Origin of the sequence: Rhodococcus sp. Chr-9 (genome assembly GCF_000801125.1) — a bacterium.
Classification (GTDB): domain Bacteria; phylum Actinomycetota; class Actinomycetes; order Mycobacteriales; family Mycobacteriaceae; genus Rhodococcus; species Rhodococcus pyridinivorans.
In genome coordinates this window covers 1-20,762 of record NZ_JTIZ01000057.1, presented here as the reverse complement: position 1 = coordinate 20,762, position 20,762 = coordinate 1, and the positions used below count along the sequence as shown (strand labels likewise).

Below are 20,762 nucleotides of genomic sequence, written 5' to 3'. Positions count from 1 at the left end.
GAACCGCAGGTCAGCGCATCCTTGAGCTCGATCTACAGCTGTAGTACTAGGCAATCCGAGAGGCGACGCTCTCGGGCACGGAGTCACCGTGGGCAAGACCCTACCCGGTGATCGGGGCTCAGTGCGCATCGTCGCGGCCGCAGACAGGTCCGGTCACGACCTGGGCATTGTGCCGGGACCCGGGTCGCACTTCGAAGGTATTCACGCTGGTTCTACTGGGGTTGCGGACGTGATCGGCGGATTCCGGTGCCCTCCGGGTGTGTGAAACGGCTTCACCTGGCAATTTGGCGTCGATGGTGCGTAAACGGCAATTTACGACTCCGACCCCGCAGAAACCGTGAGTGACCACGGCGCTAGGGCGAATCTGCCTGATTTATCCCTATTTGTAGGTGTTGAGATGCGGCGAAGATCGACAAGCCCGACCGCCTGGATCGACAACGATCACTCGGACCGACCGCTCGTACCTGTGCTTATTCGTACGAAGAGCAACCAGCGTGATCTACGTTCTGTCGAAGTAGCCTGTCGATCGCCCCGCTGCTTCCGGGGATGCACCGGATCGAGATCGCTGCTTCGATACAGCTGCGATCATCGGCGCGGACCCGCATGGTTGTCGGGTAGGCGTGTCAAGATCACCGGCATGAACGCAGAGACGAGCCCGATCCTGGAATCGACGGTGGTACTGGCGATGGATTACGGGCAGTTCTGCCTCGACGGCGGACTCGGGGATATCGACAACGAGATCGAGCTGCTCGAGCAGGCCCAAGCGGAGCAGCCCAGCGCAGGTGACGGCACCATGGTTGTGGTGGTGTGCCCGCATCAGAACAACTTCGAGATGAGCGTGGACGTGCAGGTCTTCGACCGCCGTCCCGCCGCCGATCGGTCGGAGTGGCAGCAGGTCAGCGAAGACCGCCTCGAAGTCGACGCGCCCGGGGTGCTGAGCCTGTCGTCCCCGACCACCGAGCCGGTCACCGTTGCGGTGCCGCCCGGGCAATATGTGGTGGAGGTGTCCGGGCGTGGTTTCGTCAACTACGGCTGGCCCGGTTCGACCACCCCAGGGGATGTGTGGCGCCTGCGGCTGTGGCCCGACGACGGCAGCGTCCTCGAGCCCGCGCAACGGTGGGAGATGCCGGGCTACGGCATTCCGGAGAACACCCCGTCCTCGACGCACGAATCCGGCAGCTCGGTGACGGACGAATCGTGAAGCCGCGACCGAGGTCGACGATTACCGGTGACCTGCCGCTCACCGATCCGTCTGCAGCGACGATCAGCGAGGTGGGCCGTACGGACTTCCCGTTGAGGTGGCGTGAGATCGGAAGAGCATCAAGGTGATCGAAGCCGAACTCTATGTCCAATACGGATCCACCTTGCCCTTTCAGCAGGTCGGCATGCCGATGCCGGATCTTCCTGCCGCGACCGGCGACATCCTCACGTGGGATGGCGCCCAACGACTCCTGGTCGTAGCGACGGCGTCCTCGTTGGGTGCGGTCGCATTTCGCTCCGAGATAGTAACTGCCGAGCCTGCGATAGACGGTGCCGGATGGGACGAATGGCAGGAGGTATCGGTCCAGTTCGACAGCGGCGATGTCCGACTTCGGGATCTCGACGCCGACACCGCACTCCTCGACGCAAGCCTTGTTTCCCTACCGGGTCGGTACCGAGCCCGCCTCTACGCCACAGGTCGCGACTGCGCAGTTGAACTGCAAGAAGCCGGCGATGATCTCGTCGAACGCTATCTCATGCAGCTATGGCCCGAAACCGCGCCGAGACCACCGACCCCGGTGATGAAGGTCGATCGACCGGCTCGGTAGCACTGTGCCGATGTCCCACCGGCCGTGCCCGGGTCACATGTAGTACGGCATGCTGTCGACCGAATAGCCGAACATACCCATGCACAGGCCGGTCAGCAGAAATGCCACGAGAAAGCCCGCGAGGGCCAACCGGGCACGCCGCCACACCAGGAACGCGACCGCGCCCGCTGTCGCCACTGCGACAAGCGGAGCAGCCCAGCACAGCCAGTAGTCGACCCCGCCGGGTGGAAAAGACGGCACGTCGAACGCGCGCTGCATGGCCATCACCGCCGGCCAGTAGCTCAATGCGCAGACGAGGATCCCGGCGAAGGCACTCCACCACAGCAACGCCAATCGGTATTCGCCACGCCTCTCGGACACCTCGTCAGCCTAGAAGAGTCGCGGTCCCGGCAGCCGGTGGACACCGATGCTCTCCGTCCACCTGCCGGAACGAGCATCGAATAATGTCGCAGCATGCGCATACCCGGCTCGGAGATCGGTTCGCGGTGGGACATCGAGTTCACCTTCGAACCCACCGATCACATTCGGGACGTACTCGTCTCCGCGTTCGCCCGGCTCTCCCGCGACACGCTGCGCTTCGAGGCGATGAACACGTTCGATCCCGGGGTGTGGCGCATCGACATCCGACTCGAGGTCGTCCCCGTGCCGGGGTTGGTGTGCTCCCTCGTCGTCGGCGGCACGCCGCACAGCGGTTTCGGTATCTCCAGCGCGGTGGAGGACGTCGCCACCACGGTCGAGATCGCCTCCTACTTCCAAGACGTCGACGAATGGCTGCAATGGCCCACGCTGCCCGACGGCCGGCATCTGACACCCAGAATCGTCGACGGTCGAGCTGTGTGGGGACGATACACAGGGGAGGTCGTCGCGCCGATCGGGGAACTCACCGACTACATCGACCGCCTGCACCACTGAGCGCAGCCGGCATCGTCCATGCGGTGCGCTCGGGCAGGGTCATTCATCCTCGAGGAAGGGCTCTTCCGCGTCGAGCAGTTCGGCGTCTTCGGCAGACAGGTTCTCGCCCGGTTGCACCGTGCGGGTCAGCGAGCCGTCTCGATCGAATCTCTCCGGTGCCTGGACGATCTGCAGACCCCGCGCCAGTGTTTCGACCTGGTCCTCATCGGCACCGGCTCCCTCTGCGAAGAACGCTGCTGCGACCGCATCGTGGGCCAGCGCCTGCGCAAGCGACCAGTCCCGGATGTACTCGTCCAGAGGATCCGTGGGATCGCGCCTGCTCAACGACTCGGTGATGCACCGCTCGAAGTAGGCGGCGACCAGGTCCTGGGAACGAGCCCACTGCTCCCGCAGTCCGGTTGCGGCAGCCGCCTCCTGTAACTGCGCACGGATATCGAGGGCATCGGCGACGCGCATCGGCGGGGACCGGCGCACCTGGGCGACGTAGTCGTCGAACCCGATCGCCGCGACGGTGGTGAAGGTATCGACGATGGTCGGCCAGTTCGGTCCCAGATGCTCGGCGAGGTCAGCGTCGGTGATCGTGGTCGCCTCGAGGTGCTGAACCAGCCTGTCGAGAGGGCGATTCGGGTCGTCGTACATCCCGTCCCGATCCGCCTGGCGTAGCCATTCCATTTCCGCGATCGTGGCGTCCCCAGGTACCGAACTGGCTTGCGCAAGTGCTTCGCCGATGGACAGTTCGGTCCCGGTGGCGACCTGCGGCCCCCATGCGGCGCCGTTGACCCGCAACAACTCCGCGGCGCGTTGCACGACGGTCGTCAAACGCTCCGACGTACCAACGGGATCGGGCGGATTCTCGATAGACGATTCCGGGGCTGAGGTCGGGCTGGATGGCGTACTCGCCGCATCGTGACTGCGCGCCGCGGCCGGAGTGTCCCTCGATCCGGTCTTCCACACTCCGATCGCCGCAGCAGCCACAACAGCGCAGACGGCTACTGCTGCCAGAGCCTTCACCCCGCGACGTCGTGGCTGCACTTCTGTACGTCTCCTTCGATACGGCCTCTACGAGTTGTCCGAATCCGAACCCGATCTGGAGATTACCGGGTGCAGGGGTGCACTCATCGGTCAACAGCGGCCGGTGGCCTCTGGCTCAATGCCACATTTCATCGAAGATCTCCAGCCATCTCTTTCTGAAGGTCACAACCGACTAGGCGCGACAACTGTTCCGAAACCCATGTCTAAAACCTCTGGTTCAAAACCAGCCTTGTCGGCGAGTTATGGAACACTGCGAGCTTGTGAGCGAACTTTTGGGCTATGCGAGGGTCTCGACGACCGATCAGACCCTCGATCTGCAGAGCGACGCGCTGAGGGCGGCGGGGTGTTCGCGGATCTGGACCGAGACCGCCAGCGGTGCCACGACCGCCCGGCCGCAACTCGACGACCTGTTCTCGCACCTGCGGGCTGGCGACACCCTGGTGGTGTGGCGGCTCGATCGGCTCGGCCGCTCCCTGCCGCATCTGCTTCAGGTGGTCACCGATCTCGAGGAACGGGGCATCGGGTTCCGGTCGGTGACCGAGTCGATCGACACCACCACGGCCGGCGGCAAGCTGATCTTCTCGATCTTCGGTGCGCTCGCCGAGTTCGAGCGCAACCTCATCCGTGAACGCACCTCGGCCGGACTTGCAGCGGCCCGAGCTCGGGGCCGGGTCGGGGGCCGGCCGCCGAAGATGACGGCGAAGAAGATCAAGCAGGCGAAGTTGATGCGCGACAACGGAATGAGTCAGGTCGAGATCGCGGAGATTCTTGGGGTTGGTCGTACGACGCTGTATCGGCATTTGCAGTAGAGGTGGGGTGACCACAGTCCGGCAGTCACGCCCTGCGGAAACGCTTCGCCCGTAATGAACTGTGCGAGCGCCGACGCAGCGAAGGGCTGATCGTTCCGCGGCGTTCGGGTTCGACCGTGCTGTCCCGCACGGCCGGGTTGGGTGAGCGCCGAAGGTGGATTCGGCCAGATCACCACCGGTGGCGAGGTCACACGTGTGCCGCGGGACCGTGTCAGCCTGTGCGGACAGCACGGCGCCATGCGGTCTCTCGCAGCAGCCGCAGTCCGTTGAGGCCGACGAGGATGGTGGAGCCTTCATGGCCGGCCACCGCCAGCGGCAACGGCAGGGTGCCGACCAGGTCCCAGGTCACCAGGGCCGCGATGACCGAGGCGGCGATGGCGAGGTTGGCGATGACCACGCGTCGGGCCCGCCGTGCCAGGTGGATCACCGTGGGGATGGTGGTGAGGTCGTCGCGGACGACGACCGCGTCGGCGGTCTGCAAGGTCAGGTCCGATCCGGCGCCGCCCATGGCGATACCGACATGCGCAGCGGCCAGCGCGGGGGCGTCGTTGATGCCGTCGCCGACGACGACAACTTTTTCTCCGTCGGCCTGCAGCGCGCGTACGGCGGCGACCTTGTCGTCGGGCAGCAGCCCGGCCTGTACCTCGCTGATGCCGACCTCGGCGGCGAGCCGTGCGGCGACGACCGGATTGTCGCCGGTCAGCAGCGTGGGGGCGGTGCCGATGAGCGCCCGAGTGGCGGCCACGGCGATCGCTGCCTGCGGGCGCAGTGTGTCGGTCAGGCCCAGCACCCCGACGGGATGATCGTCGCGGGTGACGACCACCGCGGTGTAACCCTGGTTCTGGAAGTCCTCGACCACGGTAACGGCGGGGGTGTGGGTGCTGTGTCGTTCGAGCAGCGCGGCCGGGGCGCCGACAGTGACGATGTGGTCGTCGATCAGGGCGGAGACCCCGCGGCCCGGCAGTGCGGTGAATTGCTGTGCTGCCGGCCAGGTCAGGGTGCGGGTATGTGCGGCGCGCATGATCGCCGCGGCGAGCGGATGCTCGCTGGGGTGTTCGGCAGCGGCCGCCCACCGCAGCACTTCGTCGGGGTCGACTCGCGGGTCCACCGCCTCGATCCGGACGAGTTCGGGGGTGCCGTGGGTCAGGGTGCCGGTCTTGTCGAATGCGAGGCGGGTGGCGGTGCCGAGCTGTTCCATCACCACGGCGGATTTGACCAGCACCCCGTGGCGGCCGGCGTTGGCGATGGCAGCCAGCAGCGGTGGCATCGTTGCCAGCACCACCGCACACGGGGACGCGACGATCATGAATGTCATCGCCCGCACCAGTGCACGTTCGAGCGGTTCGCCGAACAGCAGTGGGATGGTGAACACCGCGAGGGTCACCGCGACCATGCCCACCGAGTAGCGCTGCTCGATCTTCTCGATGAACAACTGCGTGGTGGCCTTGGTGCGGCCGGCCTCCTCGACCAAAGTGGCGATGCGGGCGATCACCGAATCGGCGGCCCGGCGAACCACCCGCAACCGCAGGACACCGGTGCCGTTGACGGTCCCGGCGAACACCTCGTCCCCGGCGGTCTTGTCCACCGGCAGGGGCTCGCCGGTGATGCTGGCCTGATCGACCTCGCTGCCCCCGCCGATGACCGTCGCATCGGCCGGGATCCGCTCCCCGGGGCGCACCAGCACCAGGTCGTCGACCTCGAGTTCGGCCGCGGCAACCGAGTGTTCCCGGCCGTCGGCATCGAGGCGGGTGGCGGTCTCCGGGGCGAGCTCCAGTAGTCCGCGCACCGAGTCCTCGGTGCGGGCGGTCGCCCATGCTTCCAACGCGCCGGAGGTAGCGAAGATGACGATCAGCAGTGCGCCGTCGGTGATCTGCCCGATGGCCGCCGCGCCGATCGCGGCGAGGACCATCAGCAGATCCACATCCAAGGTCTTGTCCCGCAGCGCCCGGATCCCGGCCGCGCCGGGTTCCCAGCCGCCGGCGGCGTAGCAGGCCAGATACAGCGCCCACCATGTCCAGGTCGGCGCACCGGCGAACTGGGCGATCAGACCGAGGAGGAACAGGACGAGGGCTGCGCCGGCCCAGCGGACCTCGGTGAGTTCGAACAGGGTCGTACGGCGTACCGCTGTCGACGGGGGCGTCGGATGCGGATGGGTGGATGTGGCGGTCGGTGCGACCACAGGTCACCTCCAGGGCGACAGACAACAGATGCGAACCACGATAACAGAACAAATGAAGAGGTCTTCATGTATTGATTTCGGGGTAGGCTCCGCGGTCATGGGACACGGAATCGAGGGCCGCGACCGCCCGGCCGCCCGGCTGGACGCCGAGTCCGCCGCCCATGTCGCCACCACCTTGCAGGCCTTGGCGACGCCGAGCCGATTGTTGATCCTCACCGAACTGCGCCACGGCCCGCGCCCGGTCACCGAACTGGCCGAGGCCGTCGGAATGGAGCAGTCCGCGGTCTCCCACCAGCTTCGCCTGCTCCGCAATCTCGGCTTGGTTGTCGGCACCCGAGCGGGCCGTTCCATCGTCTACAGCCTCTACGACAACCACGTCGCCCAACTTCTCGACGAGGCCGTCTACCACAGCGAGCACCTGCGCCTGGGATTGTCCGATCAACCCGAAACCGCCGGCTGAGCCCCTCCCGCGACCGATGCCGAGGCGAGGTGCACTTGGTACCGGTCCCCTCGGTCGGCGGCGCCGAGTGGTGGGACCGCGCTCGGCAGTATCGGGTCACTCGAGGGTGTAGAGATCGTGCGCGGTGGCGGCATAGGCGGTGTCGGCATCGACGGCCAGCAACGCCTCGACCGGACCGACCATTGCCTTCTGTTCCCAATTTCGACCGGTGTGGCTGCGCCAGGCGACACCGTCGGTGTCGACACCCCACAGGGATCCGTCACCGGCGGCGGAGAGCAATACCAGTGTGGGGGCCTCGGGAATGGTGGTGAAGGTGCGGGCGGTATCGGTGCTGTGCTGCAGCCCCTCGGCGGTGGCCGCCCAGACACCGCTGTCGGTGACAGCCAGTGCTGCGGCGGCCAGCGGGGCTCCCGAACTCCACGTGGTGCCGGCGTCGGTGGAGACCAGCAGTCCGGTGGTTCCGTCGAAGCCGACGAGCACCGTCCCGTCGGTGGCCAGGGCGTGGAAGTCCACCTCTCCGGTCAGGGATTTCGGGGTCCATGTCCGTCCGCCGTCGATGCTGTCGATCAGTCCGAGCGGGTTCGGTGCCGAACTCGACGGTCCGGGATGTCCGGAGGCGAAGAGCCGATCGGTGCCGGGCACCCCGGTCAGTCCCATGAAGTCGTCGTCGGAGGTGCCGACCCGGGTGGTGCGCCCGTCGACGCCGAGGGTGACCAGGCCGGTGTGAGTGCCGGCCAGGATCGTGCCGTCGGCACCGAGGTGTAACCCGTGCAGGTGATCGAGGGCAGGGGTCAATGCCACCGCGGGCACCTCCGCGGTCGGGACAGACCCCGATCGGGTCGGTGTCGTAGCGGGCTGCTGGGTCGAGCATCCGACGAGCACGGTCAGGGCAGCGGCGACGAGCACACCCCGGCAGGGGCGCGCGAACGATATCCACATGGACGCAGAAGAACTTTCTCTCTGGGGCAGGGCCACGCAGGTCAGGTGCGGGCTAAGTGGGCGGGGTCGAGGTCGAGGCGGCGCAACAGTTGTGCGTTGAGGGCAACGACGATGGTCGAAACCGACATGAGCACCGCGGCCACCGCCGGGGAGATCGCCACCCCGACGAAGGCGAGCACACCGGCGGCCAGGGGCACAGCGATGATGTTGTAGCCGGTCGCCCACACCAGGTTCTGCCACATCTTCCGGTAACTGGCGTGGGAGAGCTCGATGATCGACAGCACCGCCCGCGGATCGTTCGCCGCCAGCACCACCCCGGCGGATTCGATCGCCACATCGGTACCGGCACCGATCGCCACCCCCACGTCGGCGCGGGCCAGGGCCGGGGCGTCGTTCACCCCGTCGCCGACCATGGCGACCTTGTGCCCGCGCTGCTGCAGTTCGGTGACCTTCGCGTCCTTGTGCTCGGGCAACACCTCGGCGAACACCTCGTCGATGCCGAGATCGGCGGCGACGGCGTCGGCGACCTGCCGGGCATCACCGGTGATCATCGCGACCTTGACTCCGCGGGCGTGCAGGGCGTCGATCGCCTGGCGGGACTCCTCCCGGACCGCGTCCTCGAGCGCCACGGCACCGAGCACCCGATCACCTTCGGCGATGTGCAGCACCGACGCTCCGCGCTGCACCCACTGTTCGGTGACGGCGGTGACCTCCTCGGGTACCGACAACGCCAGGTCGGTGAGCATCGCGGGGCCGCCGACGGTGACCTCGGTGCCGTCGACGACCGCGCGCACGCCACGGCCGGGCAACGACCGGAAGTCGGTGGCGGTGATCTTCTCGCCCGTCGGGACACCGGTGTCCGCTGCGGCCACGATCGCACGCGCGACGGGATGTTCACTGTCGGCTTCGACCGCGGCGGCGCGGGCCAGCAGATACGACTCGCCGATCCCATCGGCGGTCGCGACGCCGGTGACCTGGTGCTGGCCCTGGGTCAGGGTGCCGGTCTTGTCGAACAGCACCACCTCGACGGTGCGCATGCGTTCGAGGGCGAGACGGTCCTTGACCAGCACCCCGGCCTTGGCGGCGCGTTCGGTGGAGATCGCGATCACCAGCGGGATCGCCAACCCCAGGGCGTGGGGACAGGCGATGACCAGCACGGTGACCGTGCGCACCACCGCTTCGTCGACGTTGCCGAGCAACGCCCACACCACGAAGGTGAGCAGCCCGGTGATGGCGGCAAAGTAGAACAAGAACGCCGCGGCCTTGTCCGCCAGCGCCTGTGCCCGCGAGGAGGAGGCCTGAGCGTCGGCGACCATGCGTTGGATGCCGGCCAGGGCGGTGTCCTCACCGATGGCAGTGATCCGTACGCGCAGGGCGCTGTCGGTGGCGACGGTGCCGGCGACCACCGTGTCACCGCTCTCGCGGGTAACGGTCTTCGATTCGCCGGTGATCATCGACTCGTCGACCTCTGCGCGCCCGTCGACGACCGTGCCGTCGGCCGGGACGCGGGCCCCGGCCCGCACGAGCACCACGTCGTCGAGGGTCAACTCCGACAGCGGCACCTCCTCGGTGCCGTCGTCGGTGATCTTCTCGGCGGTGTCGGGCAGCATCGCCGCCAGCGCGTCGAGCGCTCCCGAGGCCGAACCGAGGGCACGCATCTCGAGCCAGTGCCCGAGCAGCATGATCACGATCAGCAGCGCCAGCTCCCACCAGAAGTCCAGGTCGAAGCCGCCCAGGCCGAGCGTGGTGATCCACGAGGCGGCGAAGGCGACGCTGATGGCCATCGCGATCAGCAGCATCATTCCCGGGCGGCGCGAACGCAGTTCGGCCCAGCCGCCGGTGAGGAACGGCATGCCGCCGTAGGCGAAGATCACCGTGCCCAGCACCGGCGGAATCCACATGGCCCCGGGGAAGTCCGGCATGGGATAGCCGAGCAGCTCGGCGACCATGTGGCTGAACCCCACGACCGGGATCGACAGGATCAGCGACACCCAGAAGCGGCGGCGGAACATCTCCCCGTGCGCGCCGTGCCCGGCGTGCCGGTCGTGGCCGCCGTGCCCGGTGTGTTCGGCGGACCCGCCGAGGTGGGCGAGGTGTTCGCCGTGCCCGGCATGCGCATCTTCCGCGTCGGGCGGCGGGCTCTGTGTGGAGGTGCCGTGATCGTGTCCGGCCGGCGCCGGATGGGAGTGTCGGTGTTCCGGGTGCGACATCGAAAAGCTCCTGTCTGGGGCGGCCGACGGGGGTGAGCGGGGTGCGTTAGAGGGTGTCGAGCAGTTGGCGCATCGTCTCGATTTCCTGCTGCTGGGTCTCGACGATGCTGCGGGCCATCACCACCGCCTCGGGGAACTGTCCCTCGGCGATCTCGGTCCGTGCCATCTCGACGGCGCCTTCGTGGTGGGTGATCATCTGCTTGAGGAACAGGCGGGCCGCGTCGGTGCCCTGGGCATCCGATAGTGCCTGCATGTCCTCGTCGCTCATCATCCCGTCCATCCCGCTCATGCCGTCGCTCATCCCATCCATGCCCATGTCCTCGTCCATGCTGGGCATGTCGTGAGCCCCGTCGGGCATCGAGGTGGGTGCACCCCACTGATCGAGCCAGGACTCGAGTTGGTCGATCTCCGGACCCTGCGCGGCCTTGATCTGCTCGGCCAAGGCACTGACCTCGGCGGGGATGTTGTCCTTGGCCAAGATNCGATGGCCTGACTGTGGTGCGGGATCATCATCTGCGCGAACATCACATCGGCATCGTTGTGTGCCGCGGTCTGTTCGGTGGGCGTGCTCGCCGAAGCTGGCGAGGTCGAGGTCGCGGCCGTGGTGCCGGTGTCGGAGTCGCTGCAGGCAGCGGCGGTGAACACCACCGCCAGGGCGGTGACGCCGGCAGCAAGGGTCTTCTTGTTCATCAGGGTGTGTTCCTTTCTCGAACGAGCACAGGCATCGTGATGGCCCAGTTCGGCCTCGCCGGTCGGCAGGACCCAGGTCACGCCAGGTAGGACACGGTGGTCATCATTCCGGCTTCCTGGTGATAGGCGTTGTGGCAGTGCAACGCCCATTGACCGGGGTTGTCGGTGTCGAATTCGATCTCGACGGTGCGCATGGGCCCGATGGTGACGGTGTCCTTGCGCAGTCCGGTATCGGTGAGCGCGAAGGTGTGTCCGTGCAGGTGCATGGGGTGGAACATGTCCGACATGTTGCGCATCCGCATGCGCACCCGTTGCCCTTCGTTGACGGTCAGCGGTGCACTGTCGGGGTGGGCGCGACCGTTGAGGGTCCAGCGGTACGGCGACATGGTGCCGCCCATGTCCACGCTGTGGTACAGATCGTGATCACGTTCGGTCAGCCGCACGTACTCCCGTGGCGCAAGGTCGGTGCCGAGCAGTACCCGCCGATCGAGCTCGTCGGGACGGGGTTGTGGTGGCAGCTCGCCAGAGGCGGTGCGCACCACGGCCTGCCCGTGCCCGGTCTTGCCCTCGGCCTGAGCGAACAGCGGGAACACCCCGTCGTCGAGGGTGACGAGTACGTCGACACGCTCACCCATGCCGATGAGCACTGCGTCGGTGTCCTGCGGTACGACCGGGAAACCGTCGGTGTGGGTGACCGTCATCCGGTGTCCACCCAACGCGACCCGGAAGGCGGTGTCGGCGGCGGCGTTGACGAACCGGATCCGTGCTCGTTGTCCGGGTGCGGCGGTCCAGACCATCGGATCTTCGGGCACGCGCCCGCCGAGCAGGAAGTGGGGATAGCGCACGTCCCCGGCGCCCCCGAGCAGCGGGGAGAGCATCGTTTCCCGACCCATGTCCATATCCGTGGCGTCGTGGTCCATCGTGCCCATCGCGGCGCCGTCACCGTTTCCTGCTCCGCTGCCGATGCCGAGCTCGCGGGCCACCTGGTCGGGGGTGCGGCCGGTGCCGTCGAGCCAGTCGTCGAGCACCACGATCCATTCGTGGTCGTAGTCGCCCGGCTCGGCCGGATCATCGATGATCAGCGCACCGTAGAGCCCGCGGTCGAGTTGCAGACCCGAATGCGAGTGATAGAAGTACGTGCCCGCATGAGGGACGGTGAACTCGTAGACGAATCGGTCTGCGGTGGCGATCGGGTCCTGGGTCAGCCCGGGAACACCGTCCATGTCGTTGCTCAACGCCAGCCCGTGCCAGTGCACACTCGTCTCCGCTGGTAGCTGGTTGTCGACCTCCACCCGCAGGAGATCCCCGGCTCGGGCACGGATCAGCGGTCCCGGCACCTGATCGTCATAGGCCCAGGTGGACACGATGCGTCCCCCGAGGTCCACCTCGACCGGACGCGGCGTCAACCGGGCCGAGACCACCTGCTGGCCCGGGACACGTCGCTGCTGCTCGAGACGACGCACCACCGGTGACGTGGCGGCCACCGGCACGCCGGTCGCCGCCCCCGCCCCGGAACAGGCCGCCAGGACTCCGGCACCGGTCAGCATCGAGCCGATCAGGAAGGCTCGGCGGGTCAATCTACCCACGGACCTGCCCTCGCCGATCAGCAATCGCAGCGAGGTTGCCGGTCTGCGTCAATACCTGCCGCCGGGCGACGAACTCATCGGAGTCGATGTCGCCTCGGGCGAACCGCTCTTCGAGCATCCGCAGCGGATCACCCTCATGCTCGATGCCAGCAGGACCGCTCGTACGGTCGGCGCGGAACATGACGGCCACCAGATAGATCACCACCGTCCAGAACGCGAGCATGCACACGGCCATGACGGTCCATCCCGCCCAACCGATGTCACCGACCCAGCCCATCATGATCGTCTCCATCCCTCGGTTTCGTAGCTTCAGCATCGGGTTCCCACCCCACAGGTTCGATGGAGGTCGTATGAAGATTTGCTCAAGAAACTCCCTGTCGCGTCGCCGCGATACCGGCACCGCGACGGTGCTGGCGATGATGGACCCCATGACCTCCTCTGCTCGACCACCCGCACCCGGCAGCGACCCGGCGACGCCGGCGCGTCCCTCCACCGGCTTGCGGGCGATGGTCGTCGAGGACGAACCGTCACTGGCGGATCTGGTGGGCTCCTATCTCGAGCGGGACGGTTTCGAGGTCGCGGTCACCGGCGACGGCGCCGAGGCCGTTCCCCTCGCCCGGCAGGTCGATCCCGATGTGGTGGTCCTCGACCTCGGACTGCCGGGCCTGGACGGGGTGGAGGTGTGCCGGCAACTGCGGACCTTCTCCGACGCCTACGTCGTGATGCTCACCGCCCGCACCGAGGAGATCGACACCCTGATCGGGCTGTCCGTCGGCGCCGACGACTACATGACCAAACCGTTCAGCCCCCGCGAGCTGACAGCGCGCATCCAGGCCATGCTGCGCCGTCCCCGCACCACCATCGCCGCGACCGTTGCGCAGCCACACCGCTTCGGGGACCTGGCCCTCGACGTCGACGGCCGCGAGGCCACCGTCGCCGGGCGGCCGATCGCCCTGACCCGCACCGAATTCGACATCCTTGCCGCCCTGGCACGCGATCCCGGAGTGGTGCTCACCCGCACCCAGCTGATCGAAGCGGTATGGGGGCCGAGCTGGGTCGGTGACGAACACCTGGTCGACGTGCACATCGGGCACCTGCGCCGCAAACTCGGCGACGACGCCACCCGCGGCCGCTACGTGCGCACCATCCGCGGTGTCGGCTACCGAATGGGCACCGGATCATGACCGCCCGATCGTCCACACCAGGCGGGTCCCTGCGCCGCACCATCAACACCGCGAGTTTCGGCACCCGACTGTTCCTCGCCCTGACCGTGGTGGTGCTCGGCTGCGCCGTCAGCGCCTGGATCGTGGCCTCGGCGCTCGCACCCGGCATCTTCCACGATCACCTCGGTCAAGCCGGCATCGACCACAACTCCAACCAGGCCCATCACGTCGAAGAGGCCTTCACCTGGGCGATCATCCTCGCCTGGGGACTGGCCATCGCCATCGCGGTGCTGCTGTCCCTGGCGGTGAGCTGGTACATCGCCCGGCGCGTTCAACGGTCGCTGACGGCGGTGACCACCTCCACCGCCCAGATCGCCGCCGGCCGCTACGACACCCGCATGCACAGCCCCGGACTTGGCCGCGAATTCGACGATCTCACCGTCACCGTCAACGAAGTCGCCCGCCGCCTCGAAGCCACCGAAACCACCCGGCGCCGGATGCTCGCCGACCTCGGTCACGAGATGCGCACCCCGATCGCCACTTTCGACTCCTACCTCGAAGCCCTCGAAGACGGCGTCCGCAGCCTGGACGAGGACACTCTGCAAATCCTGCGTGCCGCCACCCAACGCCTCGACCGCCTCGCCCAGGACATCACCGCCGTCTCCCGCGCCGAGGAACATCTCACCCGCATCATCCCGGTCCCCACCGACACCGCAACCCTGATCACCGCAGCCGCCGAGGCGGTCCGCACGCGCTACGACGACAAGAGCGTCACCCTCGAGACCTGCATCGAGCACTCCGTGCCGGTCACTGTCGACCCGGACCGGTTCGGGCAGGTCCTGGGCAACCTGCTCGACAACGCGCTGCGCCACACCCCCGACGGGGGCACCGTCACCATCACCTGCCGGCAGACCGACCCCACCTACGCCGAGATCGTGGTCGCCGACACCGGAGAAGGTATCGCCGCCGAACACCTCGATCACCTCTTCGACCGCTTCTACCGAGCCGATCTCGCCCGCAACCGCCGCCACGGCGGCAGCGGAATCGGCCTGACCATCACCCGCGCACTCGTCGAGGCCCACCAGGGCCGGATCCGCGCCGACAGTGCTGGCCCTGGCCGCGGGGCACGGTTCATCATCGACCTGCCCATCAGCAGCGCACCGCGGATGTAGGGCGCTCACCTCACGAAGTTCCTACTCCGCCAAGCATCGGATTCGGCCACGAATTGACTGCTGCAAAGAACCAGGAGCCACTTCAACTGCCAGAGTCAGGGCGTCCATCCCGGCGCAACGAAGTCTCACCACTGCTCTGGCCCTGTACTCGAAATCATGCTGGTTAGGGATCGTCGAACAGCACACGCCGTCAACCCCACCGCTCATGAGCAGATTGATGGCTGACCTTCGCGGCTCCTCCAATGTCGGACCACGATGCGCCGGATGCTTTGCGAGGGCGTTCGCGATCGAGTCGCTCAACGTCCGGTACCGGCGGACGAACCAGGCTCGTGGGCGTTTCCCAACGAGCAGCCGCGCTCGCGTGCCTGTATCTGCCACTCGTGCTCTGGACCCGACCGGCAAAGGACGCGCACGATGGACATCACGGTGGAAGGAGCCTTGAACGCTTTCGCGATCGCCTTCGAAGGACGAATCACCCTGAACACCAACTAATCCGATGTGTCAGAAACGAATCCACCGATTACCTGATAGTCCATCAGGGAACCCTGACACCTTCGGAGTGGAATCGGGTCTCAGCAACGGGGCTGCTTATATTCCCCTAGAAGACGAGGGGCACCCATATGTGAAGGTTCCGGTCGAAGGCTGAACTCTCCGTTTCAGCGGAACGCGGGAACGCTTCGGTGCTTCACCGTCTACGCGGGGACGGAAGTAGGGTTCATTTTTTTGTTCGACAGTGCAACGTTCGAGGAGGGTCGCCAACTTTCCGGAGTCGATGCGGTCGTTGTCGCCGGCGATTCCTGTGGAAACGAGGATATGGTCGACAAGGCCTATGAATGACTCGACGTTGTCCGGCGTGACCCCGCTGGCCAAGGCGAGCGGATGGTCGTGGAGTCCCTCGCGAAGGGCCTCGAGTTTGTGAGTGTCGGCGGCTAGTCCTGTACCGGGTCCGGAGGTGGTGGGGACATCGACGTGGCGGCGTGCGAGTTCGCCCAGGCGGGGAAGGTCGGTCTCCGAGACGGGGGTTTGGTATTTGAAGGCGATGCCGCCGAAGTGCAGTCCGGTCCATCCGGTTCGTTCTCGTGCTGAGTGGAGTGAATGGAACTCGCGGTCGTCGCCGTCGAGGGAGACGCCGGCGTTGTCGGTCCAGATGGCGTCGAGAGGAATACCGCCAGGAAAGTGCGGTGCGAGGATGTTCAGTGCCTCAGTTGCGCTGCGGCGAATGACGTTTGCGCCCAGGAAGATGTCGGGGTGCTTCAGGCGGACGTGATCGATGCATCGGGCCAGGCGGATGTCATCTGCGTCGTGGTCGATGAGGAAGACCCCGGAAATGGGATGGCGACGAGCGACCTCGACTTGTTCGGACACCTGGTCGAGATCGTGGACGTGGATCACGGGATATATGCGCATCGCGATGCTCCTGCTGGTTGCGTTGGAGGTGTCAGGGTCGTACGCGTGTCACCGTGGATGGGACAAGGCCCCACTCGGAACGTCCGAGTCGGCTCGGCGGTGCGACCTTGGAAAAGTCGGGGAGTCCGTCCTCGGCCAGTACGGCGCTAGCGACAACGACGTTGACGACGCGTCCGAAGATCAATGAGCAGTTTCCCATCTCCACGATCGTGTGCTTGACGCATTCGAACGCGATCGGCGCTTCGGCAACTCGAGGGACAGCCAGGACGTCGCTGTCGTGGGGGTTCATTCCCGCCTGGGTGAACTCATCGATCTCGTAGGGAAAGGATTCGGAGGTGGCATTGATGGGGTCGATGAGTGTTTCGGTCCCGATGTTCACAACGAATTCACCGGTTTCGGTGATATTGCGCCAGCTGTCCTTGTGCCCGACCGAGTTGAACTGCACGATCGGAGGCTTGGTGGAGGCAACGGTGAAGAAGCTGTACGGGGCGAGATTCAAGATCCCGGCGCTCGAGCGCGTCGACACCCAGGCGATGGGGCGCGGCACCACCGAGGCAGCCAGGACGTGATAGAAGTCCGCAGCACGCATCACGGCCGGATCGAAGCGAGTATATGGGTCGGCGGTCGGGTCGATCGAGTACATGGGGGAGCGGCCTTGGGTCAACAGCACGCCCCGGCGGTAAGGATGTCCAGGCGTTTGGCCAGGTTCTTGTCCAGATGGGCAACGGTGCTGATCAGGTGGGTTCGCAAGGCTTGGCGGGCCTGCTCGGGCCGGTGCGCAACGCACGCTGCGAGCATGCGTTCGTGTTCTTCGCGGCGGAGGGTGAGTTGGTCACCATCCTGTTCGCTGGTGACACGGTAGCGTTCGCTGTTGAGCCAGGTCGGGTCGATGGAGCGGAGCATCCATACCGAGCCGGCGGCGCGGTAGATGGCGTAGTGGAAGTCCTTGTGTGCGATGCGAGCCTCGATGATGTCGCCGTCTTCGAGTGCGATGCGCTGCCGTTCCAATGCCTCGCGGGCCGCCGCTTCGTCGTCTGCGTCGAAATTTTCGGCGGCGCGGCTGCAGAGGATGCCTTCGAGCGTGATGCGGGTCCGGTAGGTGTCGATGAGGTCGTCCGTCGATATTTCTCGGACCCGCGCCCCCTTGTGGGGGGTCATCTCGATCACGCCGATGGCCTCGAGCTGGCGGAGTGCCTCGCGGATGGGCATCATGCTCATCCCGAAGGTGGTCGACAGCTCTTGCAGCCGGAGTGGAGCGCCCGGCGGGATATCACCGTTGCAGATGGACTCGAGAATGGCGTTGTACGCCTGTTCGAGTGTTGTCGAGCGCTTGGGTTTCTTCACTCCGGCTGCGGTCATATCAGTAGCTCCCGTTCAACAGTTCGCCTGCACGGGGAACGTACCGCTTCAGGCCGAGTTCCTTCAGCAGCTGGTAGGTGGTGGCGACGGCTGCAGACAGCACAGGCTTGCCGATTCGGTCCTGAACGACCTGGACGGCTGCCAGCGACGGCATCTGCACGCACGCGGACAGCACGACTACATCGGCCTGACTGTGGTCGAGTCGTTCGACGATGTCCACCAGCGCCATCGGGTCCCGGGAGCCGACCTCGAGGTTGTCGGGAATTTCGAGGGCGATGAAGTCGGTGACCTCGAAGCCCTCACCGGAGATGTAGTCGACGACCTGCTCGGTCAGGGGGCGCATGTACGGTGCGATGAGGGCGACCTTGCGGGCACCGAGTACCTTCAGCCCGTCGACCAGGGCGCCGGCGCTGGTGACCACCGGCGCTTCGGCGTCGTTGTCGACGGTCACCTGGTGCAGGCGCTTCTCCGAGGTGCAGTGGTACCCGGCGCCGCGGGTCATGATCGCTACCAGACAGGCGTAGCCGAGGACATCGACGTGGGCGTCGGACAGCTCCAGGGCGCAGCGATCGGACTCGTCGTCCATCGCTTCGAGCTGAGCCTTGGTCACTTCTTTCATCCGCATACGCGAGGAGTGGAAAGTGAAGCGCTCGGGTTCGACCTCTTCGCGGGCGCGCAGCATCGCGGGGATCTCGGTTTCCATCGTGATGTTGGAGCTCGGGACGATCTGGCCGATGCGGTAGGCGCGGGGGGATGCCGGTGTGGTCATGGTCAGACCGCCTTGACGGGGTTGGCCAGGGTGCCGATCTTTTCGATGGTTGCGGCCACGACATCACCCGGGGTCAGGTACGTCGGCGGGGTCATCGCCGCACCTACGCCCTGAGGGGAGCCGGTGGCGATGATATCGCCGGGTTCGAGAGTGACTCCGGAGGTGATATCGGCGATGAGCTGGGGAATCTTGAACAACATGTGCCGAGAGTTTCCGTTTTGGCGCTGCTCACCGTTGACGGTCAGCGACAACTGGAGGGTGTGGGGGTCACCGAGTTCGTCCGCGGTGACGACCATGGGACCGAAGGGCTTGTAGCTGTCCTGTCCCTTGGAGAAGAACCACTGCCCGGAGCGGCGCTGGTCGCGGGCGCTGATGTCGTTGACGATGCTGTAGCCGAAGACGTGGTTCATCGCGTCGTCCTCGGTCACCGACTTGGCGATATCGCCGATGATCACGGCGAGTTCGCATTCCCAGTCCAGCTGTTCGGTCAGCTCGCTGTTGTGCAGGATCGGCTCGTCGGGGCCGATCACCGCGGTGCCCGGTGTGCTGAACAGCACCGGTCGCGTCGGCAGGTTCTCGTCGGTGTCGAGGGATCGGCTCGATTCTTCGACGTGCTCGACGTAGTTCAGTCCGACACCGATGAGCTTGCCGGGACGGAACGGGGCGTGCAGCACCACTTCGTCCAGTGAACGGGTGGCTTCTGCGGGCCAGGACTGGGTGGTGGCGATGGTCTGGGCGACCCGGCGGTGCAGGTCCGGGCCGGCGGCGATGTAGTCGCGCAGGTCGTTGGGAACATCGATCACCGACTGCAGGGCGGGAACAAGATCGAGGACGAGAGCATCGTCGAGGACGACTCCGAGATGACGTTCCCCGTCGGTGCCGAAGCTGAAGTTGACAAAGCGCACGAAATTCTCCTTGTTCGATGAATGTACGGGAAAACCCTTAGGCCGTTTCGGTCTCGCCAGGAACTTCCGTGAAGTGGGGAGGTGGGAAGGTAGGTGCCTGGTGACTGTTGAGGACGACGCTGGACTGCGGTTGCTGGTTGACGCTGAGTTGGAAGATGTCGAACCGGTTGTAGTGGCCGATGATGTCGTGCATCTGTTTGGGTTGGATCGATGCATTGATGTCGATGTCGGCGTACACGATTCCCTCCTCGTCGATGAGGGGCGTGGTTATCAGGCGCCCGTCCGGACCGAAGATGCCACTGAAGGCGCTGTGCGGACGCTCGAGTAGCGCGCGGGCGGCCTCGTTGTGTGCCACGGTATCGACGATCTGATCTGTGATCGCGGCACAGGCGACGATGGTGAAGACCTTGCCTTCGAAGCTGTGTGCAGCAGCGCGGGTCTTGATGGCTTCGACCATGTCGTACTCGGCCGGTGCGACTGGAAGGGCGATGTAGTTGGCGATATGGACCTGCTCTCCTTGTGCCAGGAGACTGAACCGGGCCAAGGTGTTGGTGTTCTCCCCGCATGCCAGTCCACCGAGTCGCCCGATACCGGTGTCGTAGACGCGCAGTGAGCTGCCGTCTCCGCCGGCCCAGGTCAGCTTCTCGGCCCAGGTCGGCACCAGCTTGCGGTGGACGCCCAGTAGTTCACCCGTATTGCTGATGAACAGGACCGAGTTGTACAGCGTGCCCAAGGAGTACGGATCTCGTTCGTTTACTCCGATGACGACGTGGGCATCGGCTGCGCGAGCAGCAGCGCACAAGGCCGCGACTTCGGGCCCGGGGATGTCGATGGCTGCGTGAAATAGCTTTTCGAACCAGGGGCCCCCTTCAACGGGCGTCATGGTCCAGTTCCAGTAGGGGTACGCCGAGACGAACACCTCGGGAAAAGCGATCAGCTCAGCACCGTGTGCGCTCGCCTCTGCGATCAGACGGCATGCCTTGTCCACCGTGGCGGGCGTGTCGAGGAACTCCGGAGCCGCCTGCACTGCGGCGGCTCGAAACTTCGGGTATGCGGTCATCTCCGGTGTCCTTCGTTGCTGAACGTGTAGACCATCATGCCTAGGATTTGATCAAATTATTCGTCTACTCGCAAGAGGTGCCTCGATCGAGAGTTGAGCGTTCAGAGGTTTGAGCAGGTAATTCACCACCTATTCGAAGAGTGCCTCTTGCCTAGTCATGTTTCCGTCATGAAAAAACTCGTTGTCAGGTCTCGCGTTTGATCAAATTACGGTCTACCGTTCCCTCACAACGCGTTTGTTCCCCCGCAGTGATGTAGGAAGGAGTTGCTGATATGAGGGAAGACATCCTCGGCCGGTCCCGC

The 20,762-nt window shown here is 65.9% G+C and carries 20 protein-coding genes and 3 pseudogenes; 8 read left to right on the top strand and 15 right to left on the bottom strand.

The features are described 5' to 3' along the window. Positions 1–637: 637 nt before the first annotated feature. On the top strand, positions 638–1,201 hold the full coding sequence (locus QR64_RS06825) for a hypothetical protein (RefSeq protein WP_052227221.1): 564 nt from the start codon (positions 638–640) through the stop codon (positions 1,199–1,201). Positions 1,202–1,325: 124 nt separating this feature from the next. Beyond that, on the top strand, positions 1,326–1,808 hold the full coding sequence (locus QR64_RS25155) for a hypothetical protein (protein WP_052040153.1): 483 nt from the start codon (positions 1,326–1,328) through the stop codon (positions 1,806–1,808). 33 nt (positions 1,809–1,841) lie between these two features. Here QR64_RS25155 and QR64_RS06815 read toward each other — a convergent pair whose 3' ends face one another. Continuing rightward, positions 1,842–2,168: a hypothetical protein gene (locus tag QR64_RS06815; RefSeq protein WP_033098379.1), complete on the bottom strand. Its 327-nt coding sequence runs from the start codon at positions 2,166–2,168 to the stop codon at positions 1,842–1,844. 93 nt (positions 2,169–2,261) lie between these two features. On the opposite strand from QR64_RS06815, the gene QR64_RS06810 reads away from it, so the two are divergent. Further along, positions 2,262–2,720 carry a hypothetical protein gene (locus QR64_RS06810; protein ID WP_033098380.1) on the top strand — a complete coding sequence of 153 codons (459 nt, stop codon included), beginning with the start codon at positions 2,262–2,264 and terminating at the stop codon, positions 2,718–2,720. A gap of 39 nt (positions 2,721–2,759) precedes the next feature. On the opposite strand, the gene QR64_RS06805 is transcribed toward QR64_RS06810, so the two are convergent. After that, positions 2,760–3,539 (bottom strand): hypothetical protein, encoded by a 780-nt coding sequence (locus tag QR64_RS06805; protein WP_033098381.1) that lies wholly within the window; start codon positions 3,537–3,539, stop codon positions 2,760–2,762. Positions 3,540–4,012: 473 nt separating this feature from the next. Here QR64_RS06805 and QR64_RS06800 point away from each other — a divergent pair, with 473 nt between their 5' ends. Further along, on the top strand, positions 4,013–4,561 hold the full coding sequence (locus QR64_RS06800; protein ID WP_065996229.1) for a recombinase family protein: 549 nt from the start codon (positions 4,013–4,015) through the stop codon (positions 4,559–4,561). 211 nt (positions 4,562–4,772) lie between these two features. Here QR64_RS06800 and QR64_RS06795 read toward each other — a convergent pair whose 3' ends face one another. Beyond that, positions 4,773–6,740, bottom strand: a complete 1,968-nt coding sequence (locus QR64_RS06795; RefSeq protein WP_052040155.1) for a heavy metal translocating P-type ATPase — start codon at positions 6,738–6,740, stop codon at positions 4,773–4,775. Between the two features lie 97 nt (positions 6,741–6,837). Here QR64_RS06795 and QR64_RS06790 point away from each other — a divergent pair, with 97 nt between their 5' ends. After that, entirely contained in the window at positions 6,838–7,200 is a 363-nt protein-coding gene (locus QR64_RS06790) for an ArsR/SmtB family transcription factor (RefSeq protein WP_006554865.1), read from the top strand. 96 nt (positions 7,201–7,296) lie between these two features. Here QR64_RS06790 and QR64_RS06785 read toward each other — a convergent pair whose 3' ends face one another. From QR64_RS06785 to QR64_RS06765, 6 genes and pseudogenes are all read right to left on the bottom strand, one after another. Beyond that, entirely contained in the window at positions 7,297–8,139 is an 843-nt protein-coding gene (locus QR64_RS06785) for a F510_1955 family glycosylhydrolase (protein WP_006554866.1), read from the bottom strand. A 41-nt stretch (positions 8,140–8,180) separates the two neighbouring features. Then, positions 8,181–10,349 (bottom strand): heavy metal translocating P-type ATPase, encoded by a 2,169-nt coding sequence (locus QR64_RS06780; RefSeq protein WP_082937604.1) that lies wholly within the window; start codon positions 10,347–10,349, stop codon positions 8,181–8,183. 46 nt (positions 10,350–10,395) lie between these two features. Then, positions 10,396–10,830 (bottom strand): annotated as a pseudogene (locus QR64_RS06775) (DUF305 domain-containing protein); the annotation flags it as partial. Between the two features lies 1 nt (position 10,831). Beyond that, a pseudogene (locus QR64_RS27625) lies at positions 10,832–11,039 on the bottom strand (DUF305 domain-containing protein); the annotation flags it as partial. Between the two features lie 77 nt (positions 11,040–11,116). After that, positions 11,117–12,625, bottom strand: a complete 1,509-nt coding sequence (locus QR64_RS06770) for a multicopper oxidase family protein (protein WP_039584630.1) — start codon at positions 12,623–12,625, stop codon at positions 11,117–11,119. Then, positions 12,618–13,055 carry an SHOCT domain-containing protein gene (locus QR64_RS06765; protein WP_225623907.1) on the bottom strand — a complete coding sequence of 146 codons (438 nt, stop codon included), beginning with the start codon at positions 13,053–13,055 and terminating at the stop codon, positions 12,618–12,620. The genes QR64_RS06770 and QR64_RS06765 overlap by 8 nt, the downstream gene beginning before the upstream one ends. A 76-nt stretch (positions 13,056–13,131) precedes the next feature. On the opposite strand from QR64_RS06765, the gene QR64_RS06760 reads away from it, so the two are divergent. The 3 genes and pseudogenes from QR64_RS06760 to QR64_RS27620 form a co-directional block, all read left to right on the top strand. Next, positions 13,132–13,809 carry a response regulator transcription factor gene (locus tag QR64_RS06760; protein WP_033098383.1) on the top strand — a complete coding sequence of 226 codons (678 nt, stop codon included), beginning with the start codon at positions 13,132–13,134 and terminating at the stop codon, positions 13,807–13,809. Beyond that, a complete protein-coding gene (locus QR64_RS06755; protein WP_052040156.1) occupies positions 13,806–14,960 on the top strand; it encodes a sensor histidine kinase in 1,155 nt (384 codons plus the stop codon). The genes QR64_RS06760 and QR64_RS06755 overlap by 4 nt, the downstream gene beginning before the upstream one ends. A gap of 283 nt (positions 14,961–15,243) precedes the next feature. Then, a pseudogene (locus tag QR64_RS27620) lies at positions 15,244–15,452 on the top strand (IS256 family transposase); the annotation flags it as partial. A gap of 96 nt (positions 15,453–15,548) precedes the next feature. Here the strand turns inward: QR64_RS27620 and QR64_RS06750 are convergent. Genes QR64_RS06750 through QR64_RS06725 form a run of 6 tightly spaced genes read right to left on the bottom strand, consistent with a single transcriptional unit; the run spans position 15,549 to position 20,460 of the window. Then, positions 15,549–16,367: an adenine phosphoribosyltransferase gene (locus QR64_RS06750; protein ID WP_152640927.1), complete on the bottom strand. Its 819-nt coding sequence runs from the start codon at positions 16,365–16,367 to the stop codon at positions 15,549–15,551. Positions 16,368–16,398: 31 nt separating this feature from the next. Then, a complete protein-coding gene (locus tag QR64_RS06745) occupies positions 16,399–17,010 on the bottom strand; it encodes a flavin reductase family protein (protein ID WP_039584629.1) in 612 nt (203 codons plus the stop codon). A gap of 17 nt (positions 17,011–17,027) precedes the next feature. Next, the gene (locus QR64_RS06740) at positions 17,028–17,726 is read right to left on the bottom strand and encodes a GntR family transcriptional regulator (RefSeq protein WP_033098386.1); all 699 of its coding nucleotides are present in this window, start codon (positions 17,724–17,726) and stop codon (positions 17,028–17,030) included. Position 17,727: 1 nt separating this feature from the next. After that, positions 17,728–18,495, bottom strand: coding sequence for an Asp/Glu racemase (locus tag QR64_RS06735; RefSeq protein ID WP_033098387.1), 768 nt, complete (start codon positions 18,493–18,495; stop codon positions 17,728–17,730). A gap of 2 nt (positions 18,496–18,497) precedes the next feature. After that, complete coding sequence (locus QR64_RS06730; protein WP_033098388.1) at positions 18,498–19,400, bottom strand: fumarylacetoacetate hydrolase family protein; 903 nt, start codon at positions 19,398–19,400, stop codon at positions 18,498–18,500. A gap of 37 nt (positions 19,401–19,437) precedes the next feature. Continuing rightward, positions 19,438–20,460, bottom strand: a complete 1,023-nt coding sequence (locus QR64_RS06725; protein ID WP_052040157.1) for a carbon-nitrogen hydrolase family protein — start codon at positions 20,458–20,460, stop codon at positions 19,438–19,440. Between the last annotated feature and the right edge of the window lie 302 nt (positions 20,461–20,762).

Bases quoted from the DNA above. Each gene is read 5' to 3' on its own strand.
- QR64_RS06760 (WP_033098383.1), top strand. From the start codon at position 13,132: ATGGTCGTCGAGGACGAACCGTCACTGGCGGATCTGGTGGGCTCCTAT.
- QR64_RS06725 (WP_052040157.1), bottom strand. From the start codon at position 20,460: ATGACCGCATACCCGAAGTTTCGAGCCGCCGCAGTGCAGGCGGCTCCG.
- QR64_RS06755 (WP_052040156.1), top strand. From the start codon at position 13,806: ATGACCGCCCGATCGTCCACACCAGGCGGGTCCCTGCGCCGCACCATC.
- QR64_RS06785 (WP_006554866.1), bottom strand. From the start codon at position 8,139: ATGTGGATATCGTTCGCGCGCCCCTGCCGGGGTGTGCTCGTCGCCGCT.
- QR64_RS06810 (WP_033098380.1), top strand. From the start codon at position 2,262: ATGCGCATACCCGGCTCGGAGATCGGTTCGCGGTGGGACATCGAGTTC.
- QR64_RS06740 (WP_033098386.1), bottom strand. From the start codon at position 17,726: ATGACCGCAGCCGGAGTGAAGAAACCCAAGCGCTCGACAACACTCGAA.
- QR64_RS06765 (WP_225623907.1), bottom strand. From the start codon at position 13,055: ATGGGGTCCATCATCGCCAGCACCGTCGCGGTGCCGGTATCGCGGCGA.
- QR64_RS06780 (WP_082937604.1), bottom strand. From the start codon at position 10,349: ATGTCGCACCCGGAACACCGACACTCCCATCCGGCGCCGGCCGGACAC.
- QR64_RS06745 (WP_039584629.1), bottom strand. From the start codon at position 17,010: ATGTACTCGATCGACCCGACCGCCGACCCATATACTCGCTTCGATCCG.
- QR64_RS06735 (WP_033098387.1), bottom strand. From the start codon at position 18,495: ATGACCACACCGGCATCCCCCCGCGCCTACCGCATCGGCCAGATCGTC.
- QR64_RS06790 (WP_006554865.1), top strand. From the start codon at position 6,838: ATGGGACACGGAATCGAGGGCCGCGACCGCCCGGCCGCCCGGCTGGAC.
- QR64_RS06750 (WP_152640927.1), bottom strand. From the start codon at position 16,367: ATGCGCATATATCCCGTGATCCACGTCCACGATCTCGACCAGGTGTCC.
- QR64_RS06825 (WP_052227221.1), top strand. From the start codon at position 638: ATGAACGCAGAGACGAGCCCGATCCTGGAATCGACGGTGGTACTGGCG.